The sequence below is a fragment of the Dokdonella soli genome, from assembly GCF_039523175.1.
Lineage (GTDB): Bacteria > Pseudomonadota > Gammaproteobacteria > Xanthomonadales > Rhodanobacteraceae > Dokdonella_A > Dokdonella_A soli.
In genome coordinates, this window is the sequence record NZ_BAAAEU010000004.1 from 120,193 (window position 1) to 144,410 (window position 24,218).

General features: G+C 61.3%; 25 protein-coding genes. 15 read left to right on the forward strand and 10 right to left on the reverse strand.

The annotated features are described in order from the left end of the window. Nucleotides 1-3 precede the first annotated feature (3 nt). Nucleotides 4-297, reverse strand: a complete 294-nt coding sequence (locus tag ABD002_RS04015) for a hypothetical protein (protein ID WP_343787404.1) — start codon at nucleotides 295-297, stop codon at nucleotides 4-6. Nucleotides 298-780: 483 nt separating this feature from the next. Here ABD002_RS04015 and ABD002_RS04020 point away from each other — a divergent pair, with 483 nt between their 5' ends. Next, nucleotides 781-1,014, forward strand: coding sequence for a hypothetical protein (locus ABD002_RS04020; RefSeq protein ID WP_343787406.1), 234 nt, complete (start codon nucleotides 781-783; stop codon nucleotides 1,012-1,014). A gap of 2 nt (nucleotides 1,015-1,016) precedes the next feature. Then, nucleotides 1,017-1,214 (forward strand): hypothetical protein, encoded by a 198-nt coding sequence (locus tag ABD002_RS04025; RefSeq protein ID WP_343787409.1) that lies wholly within the window; start codon nucleotides 1,017-1,019, stop codon nucleotides 1,212-1,214. A 280-nt stretch (nucleotides 1,215-1,494) separates the two neighbouring features. Here ABD002_RS04025 and ABD002_RS04030 read toward each other — a convergent pair whose 3' ends face one another. Then, nucleotides 1,495-1,890 carry a VOC family protein gene (locus ABD002_RS04030; protein ID WP_343787411.1) on the reverse strand — a complete coding sequence of 132 codons (396 nt, stop codon included), beginning with the start codon at nucleotides 1,888-1,890 and terminating at the stop codon, nucleotides 1,495-1,497. Nucleotides 1,891-1,987: 97 nt separating this feature from the next. After that, nucleotides 1,988-2,650, reverse strand: coding sequence for a LuxR C-terminal-related transcriptional regulator (locus tag ABD002_RS04035; RefSeq protein ID WP_343787413.1), 663 nt, complete (start codon nucleotides 2,648-2,650; stop codon nucleotides 1,988-1,990). A gap of 173 nt (nucleotides 2,651-2,823) precedes the next feature. On the opposite strand from ABD002_RS04035, the gene ABD002_RS04040 reads away from it, so the two are divergent. From ABD002_RS04040 to ABD002_RS04050, 3 genes are read left to right on the forward strand one after another with little or no spacing between them, the layout of a single operon-like run. Then, nucleotides 2,824-3,288 carry a helix-turn-helix transcriptional regulator gene (locus ABD002_RS04040; protein WP_343787415.1) on the forward strand — a complete coding sequence of 155 codons (465 nt, stop codon included), beginning with the start codon at nucleotides 2,824-2,826 and terminating at the stop codon, nucleotides 3,286-3,288. 31 nt (nucleotides 3,289-3,319) lie between these two features. After that, nucleotides 3,320-3,730, forward strand: a complete 411-nt coding sequence (locus tag ABD002_RS04045) for a VOC family protein (RefSeq protein ID WP_343787417.1) — start codon at nucleotides 3,320-3,322, stop codon at nucleotides 3,728-3,730. 34 nt (nucleotides 3,731-3,764) lie between these two features. Beyond that, nucleotides 3,765-4,250 carry an iron chaperone gene (locus tag ABD002_RS04050; protein ID WP_343787419.1) on the forward strand — a complete coding sequence of 162 codons (486 nt, stop codon included), beginning with the start codon at nucleotides 3,765-3,767 and terminating at the stop codon, nucleotides 4,248-4,250. Between the two features lie 49 nt (nucleotides 4,251-4,299). Here the strand turns inward: ABD002_RS04050 and ABD002_RS04055 are convergent, their stop codons facing one another. Then, on the reverse strand, nucleotides 4,300-5,148 hold the full coding sequence (locus tag ABD002_RS04055) for an AraC family transcriptional regulator (RefSeq protein ID WP_343787421.1): 849 nt from the start codon (nucleotides 5,146-5,148) through the stop codon (nucleotides 4,300-4,302). 131 nt (nucleotides 5,149-5,279) lie between these two features. On the opposite strand from ABD002_RS04055, the gene ABD002_RS04060 reads away from it, so the two are divergent. Continuing rightward, nucleotides 5,280-5,720 carry an ester cyclase gene (locus tag ABD002_RS04060; RefSeq protein ID WP_343787423.1) on the forward strand — a complete coding sequence of 147 codons (441 nt, stop codon included), beginning with the start codon at nucleotides 5,280-5,282 and terminating at the stop codon, nucleotides 5,718-5,720. Nucleotides 5,721-5,885: 165 nt separating this feature from the next. On the opposite strand, the gene ABD002_RS04065 is transcribed toward ABD002_RS04060, so the two are convergent. The 3 genes from ABD002_RS04065 to ABD002_RS04075 form a co-directional block, all read right to left on the reverse strand. After that, a complete protein-coding gene (locus ABD002_RS04065) occupies nucleotides 5,886-7,526 on the reverse strand; it encodes a hypothetical protein (RefSeq protein WP_343787425.1) in 1,641 nt (546 codons plus the stop codon). Nucleotides 7,527-7,674: 148 nt separating this feature from the next. Next, nucleotides 7,675-8,586: a UbiA family prenyltransferase gene (locus ABD002_RS04070; RefSeq protein WP_343787427.1), complete on the reverse strand. Its 912-nt coding sequence runs from the start codon at nucleotides 8,584-8,586 to the stop codon at nucleotides 7,675-7,677. Then, nucleotides 8,583-9,776 (reverse strand): hypothetical protein, encoded by a 1,194-nt coding sequence (locus tag ABD002_RS04075; RefSeq protein ID WP_343787429.1) that lies wholly within the window; start codon nucleotides 9,774-9,776, stop codon nucleotides 8,583-8,585. Before ABD002_RS04075 ends, ABD002_RS04070 begins: the two co-directional genes overlap by 4 nt. A 283-nt stretch (nucleotides 9,777-10,059) precedes the next feature. On the opposite strand from ABD002_RS04075, the gene ABD002_RS04080 reads away from it, so the two are divergent. The 3 genes from ABD002_RS04080 to ABD002_RS04090 are packed head-to-tail and all read left to right on the forward strand — an operon-like array spanning nucleotide 10,060 to nucleotide 12,581. Continuing rightward, nucleotides 10,060-11,019 carry a UDP-glucuronic acid decarboxylase family protein gene (locus tag ABD002_RS04080; protein WP_343787431.1) on the forward strand — a complete coding sequence of 320 codons (960 nt, stop codon included), beginning with the start codon at nucleotides 10,060-10,062 and terminating at the stop codon, nucleotides 11,017-11,019. Further along, complete coding sequence (locus ABD002_RS04085; protein WP_343787433.1) at nucleotides 11,016-11,957, forward strand: glycosyltransferase; 942 nt, start codon at nucleotides 11,016-11,018, stop codon at nucleotides 11,955-11,957. The genes ABD002_RS04080 and ABD002_RS04085 overlap by 4 nt, the downstream gene beginning before the upstream one ends. A gap of 24 nt (nucleotides 11,958-11,981) precedes the next feature. Then, complete coding sequence (locus tag ABD002_RS04090; protein WP_343787435.1) at nucleotides 11,982-12,581, forward strand: hypothetical protein; 600 nt, start codon at nucleotides 11,982-11,984, stop codon at nucleotides 12,579-12,581. A gap of 195 nt (nucleotides 12,582-12,776) precedes the next feature. Here the strand turns inward: ABD002_RS04090 and ABD002_RS04095 are convergent, their stop codons facing one another. From ABD002_RS04095 to ABD002_RS04105, 3 genes are all read right to left on the reverse strand, one after another. Further along, the gene (locus ABD002_RS04095; RefSeq protein ID WP_343787437.1) at nucleotides 12,777-13,661 is read right to left on the reverse strand and encodes an EamA family transporter; all 885 of its coding nucleotides are present in this window, start codon (nucleotides 13,659-13,661) and stop codon (nucleotides 12,777-12,779) included. Between the two features lie 334 nt (nucleotides 13,662-13,995). Then, on the reverse strand, nucleotides 13,996-14,172 hold the full coding sequence (locus ABD002_RS04100; RefSeq protein WP_343787439.1) for a hypothetical protein: 177 nt from the start codon (nucleotides 14,170-14,172) through the stop codon (nucleotides 13,996-13,998). 381 nt (nucleotides 14,173-14,553) lie between these two features. Further along, nucleotides 14,554-15,789, reverse strand: coding sequence for a hypothetical protein (locus tag ABD002_RS04105; RefSeq protein ID WP_343787441.1), 1,236 nt, complete (start codon nucleotides 15,787-15,789; stop codon nucleotides 14,554-14,556). A 448-nt stretch (nucleotides 15,790-16,237) separates the two neighbouring features. On the opposite strand from ABD002_RS04105, the gene ABD002_RS04110 reads away from it, so the two are divergent. The 6 genes from ABD002_RS04110 to ABD002_RS04135 all read left to right on the forward strand — a co-directional run bounded on the left by ABD002_RS04110 (nucleotide 16,238) and on the right by ABD002_RS04135 (nucleotide 24,165). Continuing rightward, nucleotides 16,238-17,158: a M14 family metallopeptidase gene (locus tag ABD002_RS04110; RefSeq protein ID WP_343787443.1), complete on the forward strand. Its 921-nt coding sequence runs from the start codon at nucleotides 16,238-16,240 to the stop codon at nucleotides 17,156-17,158. Nucleotides 17,159-17,271: 113 nt separating this feature from the next. After that, complete coding sequence (locus ABD002_RS04115) at nucleotides 17,272-17,889, forward strand: DUF924 family protein (protein WP_343787445.1); 618 nt, start codon at nucleotides 17,272-17,274, stop codon at nucleotides 17,887-17,889. A gap of 166 nt (nucleotides 17,890-18,055) precedes the next feature. Continuing rightward, nucleotides 18,056-18,544: a hypothetical protein gene (locus ABD002_RS04120; protein WP_343787447.1), complete on the forward strand. Its 489-nt coding sequence runs from the start codon at nucleotides 18,056-18,058 to the stop codon at nucleotides 18,542-18,544. Nucleotides 18,545-18,731: 187 nt separating this feature from the next. Next, entirely contained in the window at nucleotides 18,732-19,433 is a 702-nt protein-coding gene (locus ABD002_RS04125) for a response regulator (protein WP_343787449.1), read from the forward strand. Between the two features lie 32 nt (nucleotides 19,434-19,465). Further along, nucleotides 19,466-21,325 carry a sensor histidine kinase gene (locus tag ABD002_RS04130; RefSeq protein WP_343787450.1) on the forward strand — a complete coding sequence of 620 codons (1,860 nt, stop codon included), beginning with the start codon at nucleotides 19,466-19,468 and terminating at the stop codon, nucleotides 21,323-21,325. Nucleotides 21,326-21,519: 194 nt separating this feature from the next. Beyond that, nucleotides 21,520-24,165, forward strand: a complete 2,646-nt coding sequence (locus tag ABD002_RS04135; protein WP_343787452.1) for a beta strand repeat-containing protein — start codon at nucleotides 21,520-21,522, stop codon at nucleotides 24,163-24,165. The last annotated feature ends 53 nt before the right edge of the window (nucleotides 24,166-24,218 follow it).

Here is a 24,218-nt window from a genome sequence, read left to right on the forward strand (position 1 = left end):
CGACTACTGCGACTGAGCCGGGGTCATCTGCGCAGCCTGTTCTGGTGGCGGCTGCAGCTTCACCGCCAGTTCCTCAAGCGCAGCGATCTCTTCGTTCAGCGCATCGTGCAGCTCGCTTTGGCGAGTCATCAGCGTCTCGATCGGTTCAGCCCGCTTGAGCTTCTTCAGCTCGCCATCGAACAGCAGCCACTGCGCTGTCAGGGTCTCGACATTGTTCTTCGCGTAGTGACGCATCTCCTTGAGCTGCGCCAAAACGCCGTTGATATGCTCGAACGGGGTCTTCGTGTCCGTAGACATGGCGACCTCTTTTGTCGTAGATCAGCAGCAGCGCCCCCGGGGTCCCGCGGACGGTTGTGCCACCCAAAGCATCGAGCGTCGCGCGATTCGGGGCTCATGTCTACACTGTATCTTTACAGGTTTCGTCCAATTTTCCACCGTGGTATACAGCGCGCCTGCCTGGTTCGTGTCGGAAGCGGTGATTGCAGCGCTAGGCCGCGAAGCACGGTCATCCGGGCCGATGCTCCAGTGCGACAGACATGCCGATCATCTGTGGCCGCCCTGCCGCTCGGACGGCGATGGCCAACGCTTGCCAAACGAATGGGACCGGCCCAAGGGATCGCTGATCCTGACAACCATCCCTCTACGCAGGGACGCGCCTGCACGGATCGAGCACCAGGATGGTGGCTCGCGGAGCCGGGTGTGGGTCTTGCCGTGCCCGGCAAAGTCCTGAAGAACCCAAGGCAGGGTTGTTCGGACGTTCCCTGAAGAGGAGATACGGCAATGGCGTCGTCGAACCAAGTGACTCAGAATGGAAATACAACGCTGAACTGGGTGCTGAGCGGCGGCATTTCGAACCACGAAGTCGTCGTCGTCGAACTCGACAACACGACACCCAACACCGGTGTGCAGATATCGAATGTTCGCGGATTCATCAGTCCGAACCGGTATTCGTTCGACATCACGGTTGCCGGTCCCGACGCGGTCGCGTTTCGCATCAACAGCACGGGGGTCTAGCCATGAAAGTTCAAGCGTTGAAGGACAGCAAGGGCAATCTGATCGCAACGTTCGAGCAGCCGGCAGGGTCCGGCCCCAAGCTCGAGCCGCACCCCCAGAATGGACACGCAGCCGAAGTCATGGAGGTTGCGCATGAGTACGTGAGACAGCTTCATGTCATCTACAAACCGGGCCAAGCCAGCGCCAGCGCCAGGAAGTGACGTGTCGGCCCAGCTTTAGCACAGCTTCCGAACAACCACGGTGTGCGATGCCCGACCGTCGCGCCGGACCCCCGCCTCTCAGGGGCGTTCGGCGCGACGATCGTACGACCAATGGAAAAGTGATGGAGGATCGTGTCCGCATCAGGATGTGACGGCGCGCGCCATGCGAAACGTCCACTGTTCGGCGAAATGGTGACCCCGGTTTCGTTTCCAAAACGATTGATATGGGCCGTCAGGCACAGTTAGTAAACATGACGCGTAGCGCAAAGCGAGCGCAAGGTCAGGAGCGCTTCGCCCATCCCATCACGGCCAACGCGTTGCCGTCCGGATCGGTGAATTGCTGGAGGTTCAATTCGGCATTCGCCTTGCGGTCGACCGTCTCAATGCCATCCTCGAACGGCACGCCGAGCGCCTTCAGCTTCGATCGCGTTGCCAGAAATTCCGGCGCATCGAAGTAGAGCACCGATGTTGGTCGCGCGGCCGGGCGGCTCCTATCAAGTCCGATCATCAACCGCACGCCACCCACATCGAAGAACGCCATGTTGTTCGATTCGAACAGCATCTTGAGTCCGAGCACGTTGCGATAAAACGTGATGGCCCGTGGCAAGTCCTTCGTCGTCACCGCGATCTGCTGGAATGCGTGTCCGCCCAACTGCGCAGAGTCCGAATTCTCCATGTCGGACATTGCGAAAGCAGGCGCGGCGAACAGGAGGGTGCCAGTGGCCGCCCTGATTGCAGATGACAGAAGAATCGATGTAAAGGATCGCTTTGTGTCAGACATTAGATGTCTCCTCGGCGGTGGCGGATGTTGGCTGCGGCGATACTTGCGCCATGATGGCGAGTGGCCGTTGTTCGTTGTCGTTGAAGAACGCCATCCACTCTTCCGTGCCATCGGCATGTCGGTGGATGAGATGCGGCGCGCTGATGAAGTGCGCACCACGCTTCTCCAGCTCCACCTGAGCGGCGTGGACGGCGGCAACGCGGAAATAGAGAAGCGAAGCGGCGGTATCGTCACTTTCGGAAAGGAACAGCCGCACACCCGCACAATCGAAGAACGCGAGTTTTCCGAATGTGTAGAGGTGTTGCAGCCCCACCACGTCGCGGAAAAACACCGTCGCCGCATCGATGTCCTTGACGTGGCGCGCCACTTGCCCGAGTTCGAAACGCTCCATGCCGACTCCTTGTGTTGGCGGATTGATCGCGAGATTGCTGTCGACGCGCACGCCGGTCCACTGACGCAGATCCGAGCGTCGCCGCAGCCCTAGCTTGGAAAGCACGTTCGAGACATGGAACTTCACGGCATCGAGCGTGACGCCCTGCCGCTGCGCGATCACGCGGTTCGTCAGCCCATGTCGCACGCCTTCCGCCACTCGCCACTCGGCAGGTGTTAGAACGTCCGGGTGGGGCGGCCGCCCCCTGTCATGTGATGCAGCCATGCGAACGGATGCTATCAACGCATCGGATGAATTTCCCTACCCGCGCTTCAGCGACTACGCAGCATTCGGGTTGCCTGTTTCGGGGGTTGGGTACAACATGGATCTCGGAAGAACTGGACCTGACTCCGTTTTCGCGCTGGAGTACCGCGGTACAACGTGGGACGATCGCGTAGATGACGAGCACGCCCACCACAGCGCATCACCTGCGCGACCTCTCGCGACTGCGCCGCGTCCGCGACCGGATCGACCGGGAGTACGCGCAGCCGTTGAACGTCGAGGTGCTTGCCGACGGCGTGCATATGTCGGCCGGGCACCTCAGCCGCCAGTTCAAGCTGGCCTTTGGCGAATCACCGTACAGCTATTTGATGACGCGTCGCATCGAGCGCGCGATGGCGCTGCTGCGTCGTGGCGACCTCAGCGTCACCGAGATCTGCTTCGTCGTCGGCTGCGCGTCGCTGGGCACTTTCAGCACGCGCTTCACCGAGTTGGTCGGCGTGTCGCCCAGCGTCTATCGGCAGGAGGCGGCGCGTGCGACGGCGGGGATGCCGCCCTGCGTGGCGAGACAGGTGACGCGACCTATCAGGACGCAACTGATCAGGAATGGAGAAGCGCCGGCCACGGAGCCGGAGATAGCATGACGGCTCGTTCCCGACACCGAGCATGACCGCCATGAACATCAGCATTCACGCAAGCTTTCTCCCGCACAACGACGCCGACGCCTCCCTGGCCTTCTACCGCGACATCCTCGGCTTCGAGGTCCGCAACGACGTGGGCTACAACGGGATGCGTTGGATCACGGTCGGCCCTCCCGACCAGCCCGGCACGTCCATCGTCCTGTTCCCTCCGGCCGCCAGCCCTGGCGTCACCGAGGAGGAGAAACGCACCATCGACGAGATGATGGCCAAGGGTACCTACGCCATCATGCTGCTGGCCACCAAGGACCTCGATGCCGCCTTCGAGCGGATACAGGCCAGCGGCGCCGAGATCGTCGAGGAACCGACCAACCAACCATACGGAGTCCGCGACTGTGCCATCCGCGATCCTGCGGGCAACCTGATCCGCGTGCAGCAGCGCAGCTGAGACTTTCAACCCGATTCAGTACAAGGAGTTCTCGATGAGCCAACCTGCAAAGAAGGCCGCGCGCAAGCCGGTCAAGAGCACCCCCGCGAGCAGCAAGACCTCCAAGGGATTCACGGACGCGGAGCGCGAAGCGATGAAGGCGCGCGCCCAGGAGCTGAAGGCGGAAGCGCGTGCGAACAAGAGCCGGGCAGAAGGGGAAGCCGCCGTGCTCGCCGCGATCGCAAAGATGAAGGGACCCGATCGGGCCATGGCAAAGCGGCTGCATGCCATCGTCACCGCCGCTGCGCCGGTGCTCATGCCGAAAACCTGGTACGGAATGCCTGCGTATGCCAAAGACGACAAGGTCGTCTGCTTTTTCAAGGACGCACAGAAGTTCGGCGACAGATACGCGACATTCGGTTTCAACGACAAGGCGAAGCTTGACGACGGTGTCATGTGGCCAACCGCCTTCGCGTTGAAAGAGTTGACCGCCGCCGAAGAGGCGAGGATCAGTGCGCTCGTGAAGAAAGCCGTTGGCTAAACGGAAAGCGGCAGAGACACCGCGGGCGAGGATTTCTCGCCCGCCTGGTTCAGACCCTGGCGTACTCGGCCGGTGAGCAGCCGACCAATTTCCTGAAATCGTTGATGAAGTGGGCCTGATCGAAGTAGCCCAGGTCCTGTGCCAGCGTCGCCCAATCGGTGGGGAGACCCGCAGTTATCTGTTCGAGCGCTTCATGCACGCGGTAGCGCTTGATGACCCATCGCGGGCTTGCGCCGACGTATCGATCGAAAAGTCGCTGGAGCGTGCGTTCCTGGATTTCGAACCGCGCGACGAGGTGCTCCACACGCGTGATGCTGCGGTCGTTCACGATGTCCTCGACGACACGACGTACGCTGTCCGCCTGCGGATCCAGAGGTGGTCGATGTGCGGCCAGAAAGCGTGCCGCCGTTTCCACCATGCCTTGGTCGTCGTCGCAGGCGAGCACTTCCCGCTCCGCCTCCGTCGCGTTCGCGAAGACCTGAGTGGCCGGGATGGTTGTGTTCGCGATCGAACTGACCGATGTGCGCAGGAAAGGATAGAAGGCACCCGGATGAAATTTGATTCCGAAGATGCGGTCTCGGTCCTTCAGCTCTCGAACGAAGCGACCCAGCTGCACGCCGAAGATCCGCGAACGACCCGGAGCGAAAACCAGATGCACACAAGGATGCGGAAGGACTTCCCTCGTTTGCGGCGGTTGGCCAACGAATTGCCATTCCTCAAGCCAGAAATGTTCAACCCAAGCGGCCAGCTCGGCTGGCGGCAGGAAGCGCGCATGACGGTAGGTCCCCGGCGGGGACGTGTGTCGCAGGATTCCGCAGCCCTGCCCGAAGGTCGTGGCGTGGCCTGGACCGGGTTGGCTCTGTCGACCGGAGTCGAGGTGTCGGATTTTTCCAATCATTCGCACGATTCTTGCCGTGTAATCGTGGGGCCTGGTTCCTGAGGTCTTCCGGGGCCTGGCGCCCGTCCAACTGCAGGGTTCAGGTCATGCCATTGACGTCATACGCGTTGTCGAGAATCGGACATCCGAAATTGAAGATTGCCATGCTGGCCGTGCTTGCCGGTTCGGTGTTCGGCTGGGCGATCAGCCCGGTGTTCGCCGCGAGCCGGGCCGATACCGCGGCCATCAAGGTCGTGCGACTCAAATTCGAAGCATTCAACCGGCACGACGCCAGAACCATCGAGGATATCTACGCGAACGCCGCGAGCCTGCACAGCCCGGACTATCCGGATCTGACGGGTAGTAAACAGATCGCCGACACCTATCGCAAGCTGTTCGAAGCGATTCCCGACGCGAAAGACAATCTTCAAACGCTCGAGAGCTCAGCGAACCACGTCTACGCCCAATTCGTACTGACAGGGCATCTGAAGGGAGCGGAAGACAAGCCGATCAGCATCCGGATCTTGTCCGTCTATACGGTCCAGGACGGGCGCATCGTCGGCGACTCGACCTATTACGATCGAAAGATGTGAGAGGGCTGGGGGTAGAGTGCATTTTCTTTTCGCCGCCTGCCGATCTCGCCAGGCCCGCACGACGCCCAGTCGAGCCTCGATCGCTGCCCGAAACGCTGAGATCCGAATGGCGCTGTCTGTCGGAGATCACTGTGACGATGCGCAGGAAAGTCGACTGCCCCCGGTTCAACCGCTGGGCTGCTCTTCCCGATAAATTCCTCGGCACGCAAGGAACTCGCGCTCCAACGGCGATTTGCCTGTTTGGCAACTGGACATGTCTATTTGAACGTTGAACGCTGCCAAGCTGGATTCAGGACGCGCATCCGATTTGTAGAACAGCACGTATAGGGCCTCCCTATGCTCGTGAATCTGCACCTTCATCCGTCTCCCCAACTCGTGCCTGAAGCCGTCGGCGCCAAGCTGTCCCCCGCTGCTGGAGAAGTCCCGCGGGATAGTCATGAAGCGCAGATCCTGGCCGGTCGCTGCCAGCCCTGGAGCCAGAAATGACATGGGTACATCGGCAAATATGACCAGAGCTCCATGCTCGAACCCAGGTGCCTGCATGGCAAGTATGTCCATGCCTGCGGGCGCGCGTCCCCAGGGCGGGGAGACAGTGAACGCGACAATGAATCCGACGGCCAGGGTCGTACCGATTGCCGGGAACCACACGGACAGATGACGCAGCTTCTGCGCCAAAACCATCAAGGAAACAACGACAAATAGGCTCGCAAGGCATTCAACCGCCACGAGATACCTGAGGATGGAGAATTCATGCATCCACAGGATGTATGAGAAAGCGATGAACAGCACGAGGGCGTGTATCGCCTTGTACTTGCCGAAAAGAAATTTGGTCCTCAGGTCTCTACTGATCAGTGCGACGACCACGTAACCAACTACGAAGACGTAGGCCAATGCCAGACGCACATCTCGAAACGGAACTTCCGTCACCCATGACGACTGCAAATTGGTCCAATAGAACGGGTAAAAGAGCCACTGCAGCAAGGATTTGGGAAGAAAGCGCACATCCCGGATGCTGATGCTTGCCATCCAGTCCGAATGGAATACTCCGTTGAACAACGGGAAAAACGGGTTTCCGGTGAGCTTGTACAGCTTCCAGCCCCAAGGTCCGTACGCGATGGCAAATGCAGCGAGTGTGCAACAGCCATAAACGAAGAGGCTGCGAACCTTGCTCTTCCAACCTCGCTCGATAAAGAAAATCACGACGGCTATCGAAGGCACATAGATGGCTGCCGTCAATTTCAAGCCCGTTGCCAAACCCAAGAGCGCTCCAGCAACGGCGACCTTCCGGAACGAAAGCGGCTCTTCGTCGTGATCGGTCAATCCGCTCAGGATTTGGTAAAAACTCGCCAAAACGATGGCTGCGACCGTGACGTCATTCGACGTCAGGCCTATCTGCGACCAGGTGGCCGCACCCGTTCCCGCCAAAAGGACAGAGGCGGCAACGAAGGTCGTGCGCTCCCATCTTGCGTCGAATTGAAGAGCTCCACCGATCCTTCTGCTGATGAGATAGATCAGATAGAGAAGAATTCCATACGGAATTCCGGCGAATGCCACTACCGCCACACCGTGCGCAGGGAGCAGCGTAGTTGCTACGATGTAATACGGAGCGTCGATGAAGGGAGAAAAGAATGTTTGCGCCCCCGCCACGAAGACATCGTGCGACCATCGACCAGTCAACACCGCCCATGCGTTGTATAGGTGGTAGCTCTTCAGATCAAAGGTGGTGTCCTGCCCGAGGTGGAGCGATATCGAACACGCGGCGACGCAGAAGAACAAAGCGGTCAGGACTCTTTTCATCATTTCCATGCCGCCAGGATGCTCTTGAGGCCTTTTGTACGCGCAGCTTCGGTCCGCGCAACCCGGGAATACTCTCTTCGAACCGAGATGCTTCGGAAGCTCCTCGCCCTCAGGATGACATCGGATCCGGATCAGGAAGCGGGTCAAGCCAGCTCGTTCAGATCATTCTCAGTGGAACCGTCATGATCATTGCGATGCCAATGACGGCGAAGAGTAGCCGGTAAAGTCGCTGAAGCTGACGCAAGCGCTCGAAGGTGAGTCCGGAGCGAAGGGCCCACAACGACGCACAGAGATGCAGGGGGTAGAGCGCTGCAGCAAAAAGGAGAACGTGTGGCACGGCTCCGGACGCGGCGAGCGCGGCCAGCAGCGCATAGGCTGCCGTGAAGAGGGCCAGGCCCGCGATGAAGGTGTGCACCTTCCCGAAAGCGAGCGCATTCGTTCGGATCCCATTGAGGGAGTCACCCACATAGCCTCGCGTCTCGTGCATCAAGTGACCTGCGGTGAACACCAGCGCGAAGAAGCAGGCTATGGCAACACCGCGCTCGTCGATCGCGGAGAACGCCGCGTAGCCGAGCAAGAAGTGCAAGGCGCCCCCCACAAGATGAAGAACGGAGTTGAAGACAGGAAGGCCCTTCATGTGAAACGGAGGGGCGGAATAGAGCGCGCTAACAATTGCGATCGCCAGCGCAATGGCGAACATGATCGTACCGAGAAGCCAGAACAGCGAGAGAGCCAAGGCCAGCAGTACCACCGCGAGGTATCCGAACTCGGCGCGGCTCACGCCTCTCGTAACGAATGTTCGATCGGATCGTGCGGGATCCCTGAGATCGCCGCGGATTCCGGACCAGTCGTTGAGCACAAAGACGTGCGCGACCAGGCTGAGGCTGCCGGCAACAACGACAGCGAGCACGAAAAGGTTGCCCTTCGTGAGCGTTCCGATCGAATACAGTGCACCGAACAGCGCAGTCCCCTGAAGCAAGAAGACTTCATCGAAACGGATGCAGGAGAGCAGGCGCAACAGCGGCCAAGTCAGCCGCGGACGGCTTGCTTCGGTCAGTGTTCGCGTCATTTGTAGGCGCATCCCACCTTCGCGTCGCTTCCACGGCAGGGCAGCTTCAACCGTGCGCGCTCGTTTTCAAAGTAGAGTCGTAGCCAAAGGGCGTAGCCGACATCTTCCGACCAATAGAACCGCCGCACATGGGCGCTGAAATCGTTGTGATAGAGGAGAGGCGGGGCATGCGCCACCAATGAAAATTCATTGGCGGCAAGCTTGCGGAGCAGATCGGCGGCTTTTGAATGAACTGCGGATGTGGCCTCTGTGCTCTCCATGCGCCGCAGAAGCTGGGCCGCCTCGACCCAGACTTCCTGACCCGGCACGGTGGTCTGCTGCCGTGACCGAGGCAGTTGCAGCGAACAGCCTGCTTTTTGCAAGTCGGTCAGACGCAGGAGGGGAATGAGCGGCGCGGCCCTGTAGTAGACCCAGACGCTTTCGTTGGTCGATTCCTGCGAAAGCGCTCTGCACAGTGCGTGCGCAGCCGGGGGGGCCACCTGCGCCAACAGCATCAGCACGTGCATCTGGATGCCGATGTCGGCCGGGTTCGGATCCTTGCCCGGGTCAATGCACTCGTAGCGGTCTTGCGGTGCGAGCCAGGTCTTGTATAGACCGTCGGCGGTGCGGAACCGGTTGAGGGTCGCGAGCGCCGTCGGAAGCAGTTCTCGACGTGCGCCGGGTGCGATCCGCCAGATCAGCGCAGTGTCATCTGCATCCGGTGTGATGGCGCAACCAAGCTTCCCGATCGTCGGCGCGTCGGGTCGGCCGTGGTAGCGGACGAGTCCTCCCGCCTCGATCTGGCTCGCCAGGAAGTCGCGCGCATGCGCCAGCAAGCCGGCGATGCCGGCTGCCTCAGCGACCGGGCCGGCAATGTCGACCATGATCGCATTGGTGAAGGTGTTCATCTCCTGGTGCGGCTGCTCGAACCGAGCGTCGTCGGTATACGACGTCAGCCAATAGCCGGGGCCTTGCTGGCGTTCGGCAAGCACCTTGGCCGCCCACCGCGCAGCGTTGGCAAGCTCCTGATCACGACGGCAGGGTTCTTCTCTTTGCGTCGATGTGAGCGTGCGTTTCCCCAGGAACGGCGGCTCGCCAGCTTCCTGTGTGCTCGCATGCATGGCGACTGCATGCTCGCCGGGGGAGAAATGATCGGTCGGGAATGCGGCGATGCCGGGCGGAAGCATCCAGAAGAGCATCGACAGGAGCATCCGCATAAGATCCCGTAGGTTACAAACTTTTAGTATACATAGCGTTGCACCGCCTCGTAGTCATGCTGGCCTCGAGTGGCACAGAATCCAGGCCATTCATGTCAGCATGCTTGGCCATTTGACCTGAATCGCCCAGGAGTAACCAGCATGTGACGGCGCAGAGGCGGTGCGGCGGTTCGTTGGTGGGTGCCGCCGGAGCTGGACGAGGACGCGCTGTACGCGCGGGCAGGGCGATATTGCTCGCTTCCGTCGCGCAAGAGTTCAAAAGACAACAGGGGACGCGATGATCGATGACGTTCAGGACGGGCACAAGGTGCTCGTCACGGGTGGGGCGGGTTTCTTGGGGTCTCATCTGTGCGACAGGTTGATCGAGCGCGGTCAAGACGTGCTTTGCGTGGACAATTTCTACTCGGGCAGCAGGGCGAATGTGGCGCATCTGTTCGGCCATGCACGCTTCGAGTTGTTGCGCCATGACGTGACCTTCCCGTTGTACGTGGAGGTGAGTCGCATATTCAACCTGGCGTGTCCTGCGTCCCCGGTTCACTACCAGTTCGATCCGGTGCAGACGACCAAAACCAGCGTGCACGGGGCGATCAACATGTTGGGCCTCGCCAAGCGCCTGAGTGCGCGCATACTTCAGGCGAGCACCAGCGAAGTGTATGGTGACCCGGACGTGCATCCACAGCCGGAAAGCTACTGGGGCCGTGTCAATCCGATCGGCATACGCAGTTGCTACAACGAAGGAAAGCGCTGCGCGGAGACGCTTTTTTTTGACTATTGGCGCCAGCACCAAGTCGAAATCAAGGTGATGCGCATCTTCAACACCTATGGGCCGCGCATGCACCCAAGCGATGGGCGGGTGATCAGCAACTTTGTCGTCCAGGCCATCAAGGGGGAGCCGATTACGATCTACGGCGACGGTTCGCAGACGCGCAGCTTCTGTTACGTGGATGATATGGTTGATGGAATGTTGCGGCTGATGGACAGCTCTGCGGATTTCACCGGACCGGTCAATGTCGGCAACCCGAAAGAATTCACGATGATGGAAGTTGCCGAACTCGTTTTGCGTCTTGTCGGCGGCAAGTCCAAGATCGTTCACAAGCCATTGCCAGCGGATGATCCGCGCCAGCGCATGCCGGATATCGATCTTGCGGGAAAAGTCCTCGATTGGCACCCCAGGGTCCCGTTGGAAGAGGGTCTCAAGGAGACAATCGCCTATTTCCACAAGCTGTTCGCGTCATGACACGGCTTGTCGTCGTGACGCCCGTCTACGAGGATGCCGGGGCGTCGGGAATACTTTTTCGTGAATTGGAATCGGTGTTCGGCGATCGGCTTTTTGTCGTTGCAGTGGACGACGGCTCTGTTCGGGAGCCGGTCGACCCGGCAGCTCTCGCGTCCGCGAATGTTTCGGGCGTGGTTATCACGCTGCGGCGCAATGTCGGGCATCAGCGCGCGATCGCCATCGGTTTGAACTATGTTGTCGCCGAGGTCGCTGACGCAGCCACGATCGTCGTGATGGACTCCGATGGTGAAGACATTCCGCAGAGCATCGTGGAATTGGTCAAGTCGCTGGAAGCTGACGATGTGGACGTTGTGGTGGCGGAGCGGCGAAGCCGGGTGGAGACCTTGCGGTTCCGCATCTTCTATCTGTTGTACAAACGCCTATTCAGCGTCCTGAGTGGTCGCAAGATCAGTTTCGGCAATTTCATGGCCATGAAACCACTTGCAGCGAAACGTCTCGCGGCGATGCAGGAGCTTTGGATTCATGTGGCAGCCAGCGTATTGACTTCGAAACTCCGCGTAGCGACCTGTCCTCTCGATCGCGGTCCGCGTTTTGCAGGCAAAAGCAAGATGAATTTCGCCGGTTTGGCCCTGCATGGCTTTCGTGGTTTGATGGTGTTCGCCGAAGACGTGCTGCTTCGAGTCGGTATCGCAAGCGCCATGGTGGCCGCGTTTTGCGTGATTGCCGCCGTTACAGCGGTCTTTCTGAAACTGAATGGTTTTGCCACGCCGGGTTGGTTTTCAGTCGCGCTCGGTGTGCTGTTCATCGTGCTTTTGCAAATAGGCGCGATAACATTGATTTCGCTCATGCTTACCGGGGTGATGCGATACGCGTCGGCGACCGTCACCGACTACCGCGAATTCATCGACAAGGTTCAACCCGTTGAGCGCGCCAGATAGCATGGGTGCCAGGATTTTGGTGATATGAAATGGTATAGGGCGACACTCGCATTGGTGCTGTATTTGCTTGTGCTGGGAATGATTTACGTCGTGCACATGCGATTCGGCCAAGTCGATGTCGTCTTCTACGCGTCGGCGGAAGATGTATTGGCGGCAACGGTCATCGTGGCGTCAGCATTATTTGCATTTCGTCTTTTTGGAGTCTTCTGCAACTTCGAAAAGATTCAGATAGCGACAATCTGCCTGCTTGTCGGCTATGCACTAGCGATCTCTGTGCCGACGGTTGTCGATCGATCTCTTTCTTTCTACATACTTGAAAAACTGCAACAACGAGGTGGAGGAATTCGAATGGATGCATTTGAATTCATATTCACACATGAGTACGTCAAGGAACACAGGCTTGTCGACGTACGACTGACCGAGCAGCTTCAATCGGGAACGATTCGCATTGAAAACGGATGTGTGCATTTGACATCCAAAGGAAATTTCCTGGCGGCCGCGAGCCGCTGGTTCAGGAAGAACCTCCTGCCAAGGCAAAGATTGTTGATGGGCAAGTACACGGACGATCTCACCGATCCTTTTCGGCATAGCTTTCCCACTCCAGAGTATCTCTGCAACGGTTGAAATTTAAGCGGGACAGGGTGGTGACGCCCGACGATGCAAGACGGCGCGCGCTTGGCGCCAGCCCAGCGGCGGTTGGCTCCAGGTTCAACGAGGAAAAACGGGGGGGGGGGGAATTGGGCCTGGTTCACTTATGGAAAAAAGGAGCAGATTCCTTTTTCGCGAGTGAGAGCATTGCGTTGAACAAGAAACCTGAGCTCAATTGGCCAGCGGTTCGGCCAATGCAGGACGGCCCGCGCTCAGCGCGGTGCCGGCCGCCGCTACGACGATCGCTGCGATGGCCAGCCATTGCAGCGGGCCGAGGTGCTCGTCCAGCAACGCCACCCCAGCCAGCGCCGCGATGGCCGGCTCCAGGCTCAACAAGGTACTGAACGTGCGCGCCGGCAGGCGGGTCAACGCGACCATTTCGAGCGAATACGGCAAGGCCGAGCTGAGGATGGCCACGCCCAGCGCGTAGGGCAGCAGGTTCAGCGAGAGCAGGGCAGTGCCGGCATGCGCAACGCCCGCGGGGATCGCCACCAGCGCACCGATCGAGGTGCCCAGGGTGACCGCATTGGCACCGTAGGCTGCTCCGGCCTTTTGTCCCAGCACGATGTACAACGCCCAGCCCACGCCGGCGGCCAGCGCGTACATCACACCGACCGGATCGAGCGCCTTCTCCATGTCGCGCAGCGGCAACAGCAAGGTCAGCCCTGCCACCACCAGCCCGATCCACACGAAGTCGAGCAGGCGGCGCGAGCCGAACAATGCCAGCGCCAGCGGGCCGGTGAATTCCAGCGCCACCGCGATGCCCAGCGGAATCGTACGCAGCGACAGGTAGAACACCAGGTTCATCGCGCCTATCGCCAGACCGTAGCCCCACAACGATCGCCAGTCGTTCTTGATCGGCGACGATCTCCATGGCCGTCGCAACAACACCAGGATGAGCGCGCTCAGGCCCAGCCGATAGGCGGTGGCACCCTCCGCGCCGACCGCCGGAAACAGGTCTTTGGCCAGGCTTGCCCCGCACTGGTAGGACACCATGGCGATCAGCAAAGCGCCGATGGCGAGCAGGAGGGGAGCGAAGCGGGAGCGCGGGGACATAAACGCAATCACGTCGACGGAAGCTCCGTTGATAGTGCCTATGTGAAGGGCCATAGGCCACAACGCGAGGGGTTCGACGCCATAGGCTGCTGACAGGGCGTTGTCAGCAGCCGCGATGGATGCCGCGAGAAACCGTGGCAGGTCCCTTTGTCAACGCTGAATTGAGAGCAGGAACGGAGAGCATTTTCAACCGTGAGAGATCAGTCTGAAAATGTTCTCTGACCTCTCTTTCATGGGTGCCAAGCCTGCCCCCCGAGAATCGGAGGCAGGTTCATTGATTCGGGAGCCAGCCGCAGGGGGCAACGATCGCTCGTGAATGTTCGCGAAGCCGCGATCAGATCGACGTTCCCTCGGGAAATTTCTTGCGTACTTCCGCAAGCATTCCCTCGAAGAGCTCGACCGTTCGCTCGCACATGAGGGGGAGGCCCATGTTCTTGGTCACGACGTCGGGAGTTGCACCCTGCGTCAATGCAAGCGCGATCTTCTGATGCCGCGTCAACTGCTCATCCATAACGTGTCCTCGTGCAGGTGGTACGGGGGCTTGGAGCGTACACCGATATGTCCGGGGAGGCGCACAGGATGCAAGATGAAGGGGGCTGATGGAATTCGCAGAACGTGAACCCGCCCTCATTTCGGTTATCGTCGCGTTGCCAGCACGCCATCGAGGGCCGGACTACACCTACGGGACTAAGAGATTTTTGGGCGGCAGGCACCGGAACGGCTGAAATCCCGTCACCACCAGCGGCTTGATGCGCGCGTTCCGTCCGACTGGTCAAAGGCGATTCCAGTGTTGCTTCCTTACGCCGCTAGTGAGGCTACTTCTTCCAGCGACCAAACATGGCCCGATACGCCCGCGGCAATGGCCGCTTACGAGAACTTCGTCACCGTCGATTCATCGTTGACCATCTTTTGCGCCGATGAATGGATTCCAGCCTTTCGCAGCTAGCGCCGCCCAAGCCGTCGCACCAACGTGCGGCCAATGGTAGTAGCGAAAGTCATCGGTCACGCTGGTGGGACCCACAGCAAGGCCTGTGCGGAGTTGTCCTTGCCGTGTTGCGTATAACAACCCGGTGGGGGCGAAATCAGCGCTGATGTTCTCAAGCAATCGCGAGGCATCACCGCGCCTGCCAAGCACTTGGTAAGCAAGTGCACCCTGCGCGGTGCCTTCAATCCAAACGCCGTCGCGATCGGAATTGAAACTGAATCCGTTTTTGACGCCGTGCACGCGTTCTGCGTACGCGAGCGCGCCACGCCATTCCGGCGGAGCATTGGGGATCAGCGATGCCCAAAACTGGATGTCCAGCGCCGAGGTCGCGCTGTTCGGCGTGTGACCATCTGTCGTTGTTCCAATCAGGAAGTGGTGGCTGCTCGGATCCCATTGGGTGCTTACGAACGCGCGAGCTTCGGCGGCGTAATGTTCCCAGCGCGGCGAGGCATCGCAACGTGAGAGCCAAGCAAACGCTGCGGCGAGATCGATGTTGTGTTCGGTCGACTTCCAGGTAAGCGGGCTCTGCTGACCTTCGAAGCCGTACATCCCTCCGCTGAATCCGCCGGCATCGCTGGCGCCGTGAGCGTATTTGATGGTCCATCCGGCGAGCCGCCGTGCACCATCGCACCACCGCACATCGCCCGTGCGATCCGAAAGCGTCAAAAAAGCCAGCATCGTCCACGCTACATTCCCGGTCGCAGTGCCCACCTGATAGCCATCCTGTAGCCATCGGCTCTGTTCGGCACTCCACCATCCGTTAGGTTTGGGTGCGCCCTTCACCGCGCCCGCGATATAGGCGTTATAAAGCCGGGCATCGGCATTCACGGCAGGGCCCACTGCGGCGAGTAGCGCCGCACCGATGCGTCCAGCCTGCGGCGCGCGATTGCAGGCAACAAGCGCAATCGTGGCAAGGGCATTGTCGTAGACGAATGCGGCTGTGGCCAGCGACGGCTCGTCGATTGGTCCAGAGTCTTTCATCGCGTCGAAGCTGCGCAGAAATACAGGGCTGCCGCTTGGGACTGCATCGACTCGGGCCGCCAATGTCTCACAAGCGACGACCGCTACATTTCGCTTCAACCCTTCGGCGCGCACGTCCGTCGCACTGGCAGATGCGACCATGGCAATGAGCAGCGAGATCAAGAGTTGAGTGGGAGCGCGCGAGATTCCGCGCAAAACCCTGTCCCTGTGTCCCATCAGATACTTCTTCCGATTCGACTTGAGCGTGGGCTTCGATTGTCCGCTATCCGACCGCAAATGTGGCGATGCCGCGTCCAGTTGCTCAGTCGAGCAAATGCGTATGGCCGGTTCTGGCCGATCATGCCGCTGACCTTTTCCCCGGTGATCATGCGCAGCGCCTGATCATTGGTTTCCGGAACTCGTGATCAGAGTGACCGGTTTCCGCAATCAGATCCCTTTTCCTGAATTGAAAGCTCACTTTCCGTGATGATCGGGAGCGGGTGTGCCGTCCGACCAGTTGCGCACGGGTACGAGGAACACCGTGACATGGTCAGGGGCGCGATGACGCCGTCAGCCCATTCGGACGATGCTAGAGTGCTCGCTTTTCCTGATGCCACGGCGGAGCCAGCTGATGACGACCCCTGCACCCTATCCGATCGGTTCGCCCGGACGTCCCTGGGGCGAAGCGGAAGTCGCTGCCTGGCTGTCACGGCAGACCCGCCAGCGCAACTACGCGGCGGACGTGCTGAGCGTGATCGAGCGACTGCACACGCGCTTCGACGTGGTGGAGTACGGCCGCCTGGACTATCACCCGGACGCCTACCCGTTGTTTGCGATCAGGAGCCGCGACTGGCGCGACGAGCTTCCGTGCGCGCTGGTCACGGGCGGCGTGCATGGCTATGAAACCAGCGGGGTGCGCGGGGCGTTGCAGTTCGTCGACGAGCACGCGTCGCGCTATGAAGGTCGGGTCAACCTCCTCGTCGCGCCGTGCGTCAGCCCATGGGCCTACGAAAGGATCCACCGTTGGAACATGCATGCCGTCGATCCGAACCGTTCGTTTCGCGAGAACAGCCCTGCGCAGGAGTCGGCGGCGCTCATGCGCCTGGTCGCGCCGCTGCGCGATCGCGTGATCGTGCATATCGACCTGCATGAGACCACCGACACGGACGAGTCCGAGTTCCGCCCGGCGCTCGCAGCACGTGACGGCAAGGCGTTCGAGCCGGGCGAGATTCCGGATGGTTTCTATCTGGTCGACGACACGGAGAATCCGCAACCCGAGTTCCAGCAGGCGGTGATCGCAGCGGTAGCGAACGTCACCCATATTGCCCAGGCGGATCGCAACGGCGAGATCATCGGTTCGCCCGTGGTCGCGCCGGGCGTCATCCATTACCCGTTCAAGCAGCTTGGCCTCTGCGCCGGCATCACCCACGCTCCCTACACGACCACCACCGAGGTCTATCCCGACAGCCTGCGGGCGACCGCCGAGCAATGCAACGCGGCGCAGGTGGCGGCGGTGTGTGCGGCCATCGACTTCGCGTTGGCGCATCGATAGAAGAAGGGAAAGCAGGGAGGTGTGGGGCGAGGACAATTCGTCGGGGCAGGGCGCATGCCCTCCCCAGACCGAAAGGGCTGCGGGAATCGACACGCCTGGCCGAATCGCTGCGGATGGCGGGCCCGCCGGAGCGCCGGAGTGAGGAAGGAGGATGCATGAACGACGGCCATGCCGGACCTGCCATCGCCGAGCCGGCGTGGGTCGGCGATGTCCTGCGCTTCTGGTTCGATGAACTGTCGGAAACGCACTGGTTCGCGAAGGACCCTGACCTCGATGCGTGGATCCGCGATCGCTTCCTCGATCTGCACGAATGCCTGCTGGCGCAGACCGGCGCGGACGCGAGCACGCCACGCGCAGCTCTCGCCGCAGTGATCGTGCTGGACCAGTTCTCGCGCAACATGTTCAGGGGCGACCCGCGCGCCTATGCGACGGATCCCATCGCGTGCCGGATCGCCAAGGCGGCCATCGCGTCGGGTTTCGATGCGAGGCTGTCGACACCGCAACGGATGTTTCTCTACCTTCCTCTGGAACACAGCGAGGCCATCGGCGACCAGGAGCTGGCGCTCCGTCTGATCGAGACGCTGGGCAATGCGGAATGGACGCGCTACGCCATCGCCCACAAGACCATCATCGAGCGCTTCGGCCGGTTTCCCCACCGCAACGCCATTCTGGGCCGACCCTCGACTCTAGCTGAGGTCGCGCTGTTGAAGGATCCGATGGGGTCGTTCTGAACGGGGTGCAGGTTATGACGGGTCATTGCCTCCGTCCCCTTGCTGCGGCCCTTTGCTGGTGAGCGTTTGCGGTGTCTTCCGGCACATTGATCGCGCAACTGCTGCCACATGCGCCCATGCGAGACTCGACTCGCAACCACGCCGATCATCCACCGGAGTTTCGCCCATGTCCGCGCAGCCATACGTCCTGTGCCGCTCCCTCGACTGGCCGCAGGTGTTCTTGGGCGGCCTGCTGATCGCGCTTGGCGACATGGCGTTTGCGATCACCGTGTGGTTCTCGTGGAATGCGACCGGTTTCGTGCAAGTGTTCCAGACGATCGCAGTCGGCGTGCTCGGCAAGGCCAGTTACGAAGGGGGTGTTCCGTCGGCTGTGCTTGGAGCGGCGTTGCATCTGTTCATGGCGTCGATGTTCGTCGTTATCTATGCGTCGGTCGCGCGCCGCGTGCCGGCACTCTTGCGGAGGCCATTCGTGCTCGGCCCTGCCTACGGCGTCGTGCTGTACATCGTGATGAATTTCGTCGTGATGCCGTTGTCGCGCGTTGGCCGCGCACCGTCGCTCACGCACATGGACACGATCGCCTACAGCGTCGTTGCACACATGGTGTTCGGCGTGATCGCGGTGCTGTTCGCGCGCCGTGCGCTGCGCGGCGCTTGAACGCCTGGGCCTTCTGCCTCTGTCCAGATCGTTCACTGATTTCGCGAATGATGTCTCCGGCTCAGGCCGGCGCGTGCAGCTGTCACGCCGCGATTCCCGATAGTCCGGGCATCCCGGATAGTCCCGATCCGATGTTGCTCTACAATGCCGCTCCGAAACCTGCGATTCGGAAATCCCCTCGGACGGTATGCTCCAATCGAACGACGACGCGCCTCAGCTTGCATTGCACCCAGCGCTCGTCGTCGAAGATGATCCGCGCACGCAGGAACGTCTGGCGCGGATTCTGACGGCGCTGGACATAGCGCGAGACGGCATCCATTTCGCGGGTGATCTGGCGCAGGCCAGGGATTGCTTCGATACACAACGGTTCGCGCTGGCGCTGGTCGATATCGTATTGCCCGACGGCAGCGGCATCGACTTCATCCAGTGGCTGCGCGGTCGTGACGCCGACGCGACCGCGGTGGTCGTTTCGACGTTCGCAACGCAGGATCTCATTCTTGCGGCGCTGCACGCCGGGGCGGCGGGCTACCTGCTCAAGGAACGCGACGACAGCGAACTCATCGCTGCATTGCGCAGCATTCAACGCGGCGGTGCGCCGATCGATCCATTCGTCGCCAAGTATATTTTGCGACACCTCGGCATGGCGCCCGTGCCTGTCGCAACGCCGTCGGGCGAGGCAGGCGCAGGTCCCGCCGGCCGGTTGACCAGACGCGAAGAAGAAATCCTCAATCTCGTGGCATTGGGCCTTATCAGTCGCGAAATCGCGGAAAAGCTATCGCGCTCCACGTTGACCGTCGAAGGTCACATCAAGAGCATCTTTCGCAAGCTGCGGGTCAGTACGCGTACGCAAGCGATTCATCAGGCGCGGTCTCTCGGGTTGTTGCGCTAGGCCATGCACGGCCGCAGGTCGATGGGCGTGACATGCCGGTGATCCTGCGCAAACTGCTGGCGTGCGGGCTGCTGTTGTGGGCGAGTCTTCACGCCATGTCCGGCGTGGCGCAGGAGCGCGGGCTGCAATCGATCACCTCGGCCGAGGTCGCGCGCGGCGACTGGCAGACGATGCGGGCGCCGGCCGACGGATGGCAACCGGTGTCGATTCCGGATTTCATCAACGGCCGCTGGCCCGGCTTCGATGGCGTTGTCTGGTATCGGCTGCAATGGGAGCAGGCCGACGCGGAGCAGCCGACGGCGCTGACGCTCGAATACATCAACATGGCCGGTGCGGTCTACGTGAACGGCATCCTCGTGGGTCGCGATGCGAACCTGGTCGAGCCGCTCTCGCGAGCCTGGAAGACGCCGCGCTTTTTCGTTCTCGAACCGCCGGTGCTGAAGGCCGGGCACAACACTTTGCTCATTCGCGTCTCCGGCCTGACCACCTATGGTCCGGGCATCGGCGAGGTTTCGGTCGGCGCGGTCGATGCGGCGCGCGCGCTGTACGAGCATTACCTGGCACGTCGTGTCGACGGGTTGCGGTTCGTGTTCGCGGTCGATGCGACGCTCGGTGTGTTCTTCATCATGCTGTGGTTGATGCGCCGGCGCGAGGTGGCGTTCGGCTGGTACGGATTGAGTACCTTGATCTGGCTCGGCTGGCAGGCCAATTTCATCGTGACCAGCACATGGCCGTTCGCCAGCAATCACACCTGGGCCGTAATCAACGCCTGCTTTCTGCCGCTGTTCGCGGGCACCTTCACGATGTTCGTGCTGCGCTTTTGCGAACGGCGCTGGCCGCGCGCCGAGTTCGCCATGTGGGTGGGCATCGCGCTCGGGATCGCGTTCTTGTTGCTGTTGCCCGCGGCGCAGAGCGACGGCTATCGCGTGCAGCTCATCATCGCGTCCGGCTTGCTCGCGACCGCAGCCAATGTCCTGTTGCTCGTGCTGGCCTGGCGAGGCAAGCGGATCGAACCACGCGTCTTGTCCGTGGTCGCGCTATTGAACGTGCTCGCTGCCGTGCACGACATCCTCACCCTGCAACGCATCGTCTTCCTCGCTAACGACTACTACGCCGACGCCACGGCGTTCGCCAATACGCTGGGCATCGCCGCGGTACTCGCCTGGCGCTACGCGCGCAATCTCGATCGCATCGAACACTTCAACGTGAAATTGCAGCACGACGTGGATGCCGCGCGCAGCGAACTCGCCGACAACCTGCAGCGCCAGCATGAAGTCGAGATGACCCATGCGCGTATCGGCGAACGTCTGAATCTGGTGCGCGATCTGCACGATGGTCTCGGCGGTTCGCTTACCGGCAGCATCGCCGCGATCGAGCATGCGCCGCAGAAACTGTCGGTGCCTTATCTGCTCAAACTCCTGCGCGACCTGCGCGATGAGCTGCGTTTGATCGTCGACACCTCCGCGTACGACCCGCAAAGCAGCGGCAGTTTCGGCGAACAGCTCGTGCCGCTGCGCCATCGCATGACGCGGCTGCTCGATGCCAAAGGTGTGGTCTGCCGATGGTCACCGGCCGGTCTCGATACGCTGCATCTGCCGTCTGCGCAGGCCCTCGATGTGCTGCGCTTTCTCCAGGAAGCGCTGACCAACAGCCTCAAGCACAGCGGTGCCACCGAGGTTGACGTTGCCGTGCAGTACGAAACGGGTGTGCTCACCGTTGCGGTGACCGACAACGGTTCAGGCGTTGGCGCGGAGCCAAGCACGGGGGCAGGGATGCAGAGCATGCAGGCGCGGGCGCGGCGTCTCGGCGGCGAATTCCATATCGAGTCCGCGCCGGGGCGGACCCGCGTCGCGATACACAACGCGCTCGCCGGCCGACTTCCGGTTCGATAGCGGAAGCGGATTCCCGGAGAAAACACCCAATTTCGGGGATATCGAACCGCTTCGATTTACCGCACCCTCGCAGGAGAAATCCGGGCCTGCCGGCCCCACCTCAGGGGGTATTCATGTTTTTGAAGACACGCGACGTCGAGCGCGTCAGGCTCTATCGTGGGCGAGTATTGCTTCTGGCCACGCTGGCGCTTTGCATGGCGTCGTCCGCAAACGCGGACACCACCACGTTGACGGTAGCGAGCGGGACCAAGGACACCAGCAGCACGCCGGTACCGCTGCTGTTCCCGGTCACGCGCGGTGGAGACCTCGTGTACGACGCGATACTGAATTATCAAACGCTCGATGGTACGGCCCAGGCGGGCGTCGACTATGCGACGGCCTCCGGATTCATCACGGTCCCCGCTGGCGCGACCGGCGCGACCATCCCGGTCACGGTGAGTCCGCTCGACAGCACCGGCGGAGACCTCACGTTCCAGTTGCTGCTGACGGGAGCTGTCGGTATCGGGCCGCAGCCCGGTTTCACCGCGTTGCAGTCCTTTGCCGCCGGTACGACGCCGATCCGCGCGGTCGCCGCCGACGTGAACGGAGACGGCAAGCCTGACCTGATCGTCACGAACCGGGGCGACAACACCGTCTCCGTGCTGCTCAACACGACGGCGCCGGGCGCCACCACGCCGAGCTTCGCCGTCCAGCAGACCTTTGCCAATGGTTCGGGCCCTCGATCCGTGGTTGCCGTCGATGTGAACGGCGATAGCCGGCCCGACCTGATCGTCGCGAACACGGTCGACAACACGGTGTCGGTGCTGCTCAACACGACGGCGGCCGGCGCGACCACGGCCAGCTTCGCAGCCGGGCAGACGTTCGCCGTCGGCAGCAGTCCTTCGTCGATCGCGGCGTCCGATCTGAACGGCGACGGCAAACTCGATCTTGTGGTGGCGAACGCCGCGTCGGGCACCGTGTCGGTGCTGTTCAACACCACGGCGCCCGGCGCCACCGCGCCAAGTTTCGCCGGCCAGCACGCCTTTGCCACCGGCTCGGGTCCCGCATCCGTCACGGTCGCCGACATGAATGGCGATGGCCGACTCGACCTGATCGTCGTGAACACCACGGGCAATACGCTGTCGGTGCTTTTCAACACGACGGCGCCGGGCGCCGCGACACCCAGCTTCTCGGCCCAGCAGGCGTTTGGTGCGGGCATCGCGCCGACCTTCGTCGCCGCAGCCGACGTGAACGGCGATGGCAAGCCGGACCTGGTCCTCGTGAATACGGCGAGCAACACGGTGTCGGTGTTTTCTAACAAGACACCCCCGGGCGCGATGCTTGCGACGTTCGCGGGCAGCCAGAGCGTCGGCACCGGCAATGGCCCTTCGTCCGTTGGCTTCGCCGATCTGAACGGCGATGGCAAGCCCGATCTCATCATCGCCTACACGACCGGCAACATGATATCGGTGCTGGTGAATGCGACGGCACCGGGTTCTTACAAGCCAGCCTTTGTCGAGCAGCAGAACTTCGTTGCGCTCAACGGCCCTGCGTCGATCGCCACCGCCGATCTGAACGGCGACGGGCATCCGGATCTGATCGTCGGCAATGCCAGCGGCGGCGTGGTGTCGGTACTTTTGAATGCGGGCACGTCGAGCACAGCGGTGGCGAAATTCGTCGGTTCGCCATCGATTTCAGCGGGTCCGCTACCGGTTTCGGCCGATGTCGTCGATATCAACGGCGATGGCATCCTTGATGTGGTCGTTGCCAATCTGGCCAGCAACACGGTTTCGGTGTTGCTCAACACGACATCGCCCGGTGCAGCGACGCCAGCACTTGCTCCGACACAGTCCTTCGGCACCGGATCAGGGCCCCGCGCATCGGCCGTTGCGGATCTCAACGGCGACGGCAAGCCCGACCTGATCACCGCGAACGAAACCGACAATACGGTTTCGGTGCTGCTCAACACGACGACGGTGGGCGCCACCACCGTATCGTTCGGCACGCACCAGGACTTCGGTACGGGCGCGTTTCCGTTTTCAGTCGCTGCGGCGGATCTCAATGGGGACGGAAAACCCGACATCGTGACTGCCAATGCGCACGACAGCACGGTCTCGGTCCTGTTCAATACCACCGTTCCCGGTGCCGTAACGCCGAGCTTCGCCACACAGCAGGTTTTCGCGACGGGCAACGGTGTGGGTTCGGTAGCCATTGCCGACGTCAATGGCGACGGCAAGCCGGATATCGTGGTTTCAAACTACAGTAGCAATACCGTCGAGGTGCTTCTCAACACCACGCCGCCGGGTGCCGCGACGCCGAGCTTCGCGGCCCGACAGGCCTTCGCGACAGGGCGCGGGCCGTACTGGGCGGCGGTCGCCGACGTCAACGGTGATGGCATGCCGGATCTGGTCGTTGCCAACAGCGTGGACAACACGGTGTCCGTTCTGCTCAATACCAGTGCACCCGGCGCCACGACGCTCAGTTTCAGCACGCAACAGACGTTCGCCGCTGGGACCAAGTCGACCTGTGTCGCGAGTGCGGATGTCGATGGCGACGGCCGGCCAGACCTGGTCGTGACAAACCAGAACGACGGCACCGTTTCCGTGCTGTTGAACACGACGGTGACAGGCGCAACGACAGCCCGCTTCGCCGCCCAGCAAACCTACACCACGAGATCGGGCTCCATCGCCGTGGCGGTCAAGGACATCAATGGCGATGGCAAGCCGGATCTGACCGTCGCGAACGTCAATAACGGCACCATCTCGGTGCTGCTCAATACGCAGTTTCAGACGACACTCGCCGGCAGCCCGGCGACCGGCACCATCGTGCACGACTACATCTTCGCGAACGGTTTCGAATAAGAACAACAGAACAACGGGGTCAGAGACGCATTTTGGGAGAAAGGAACTCTGAC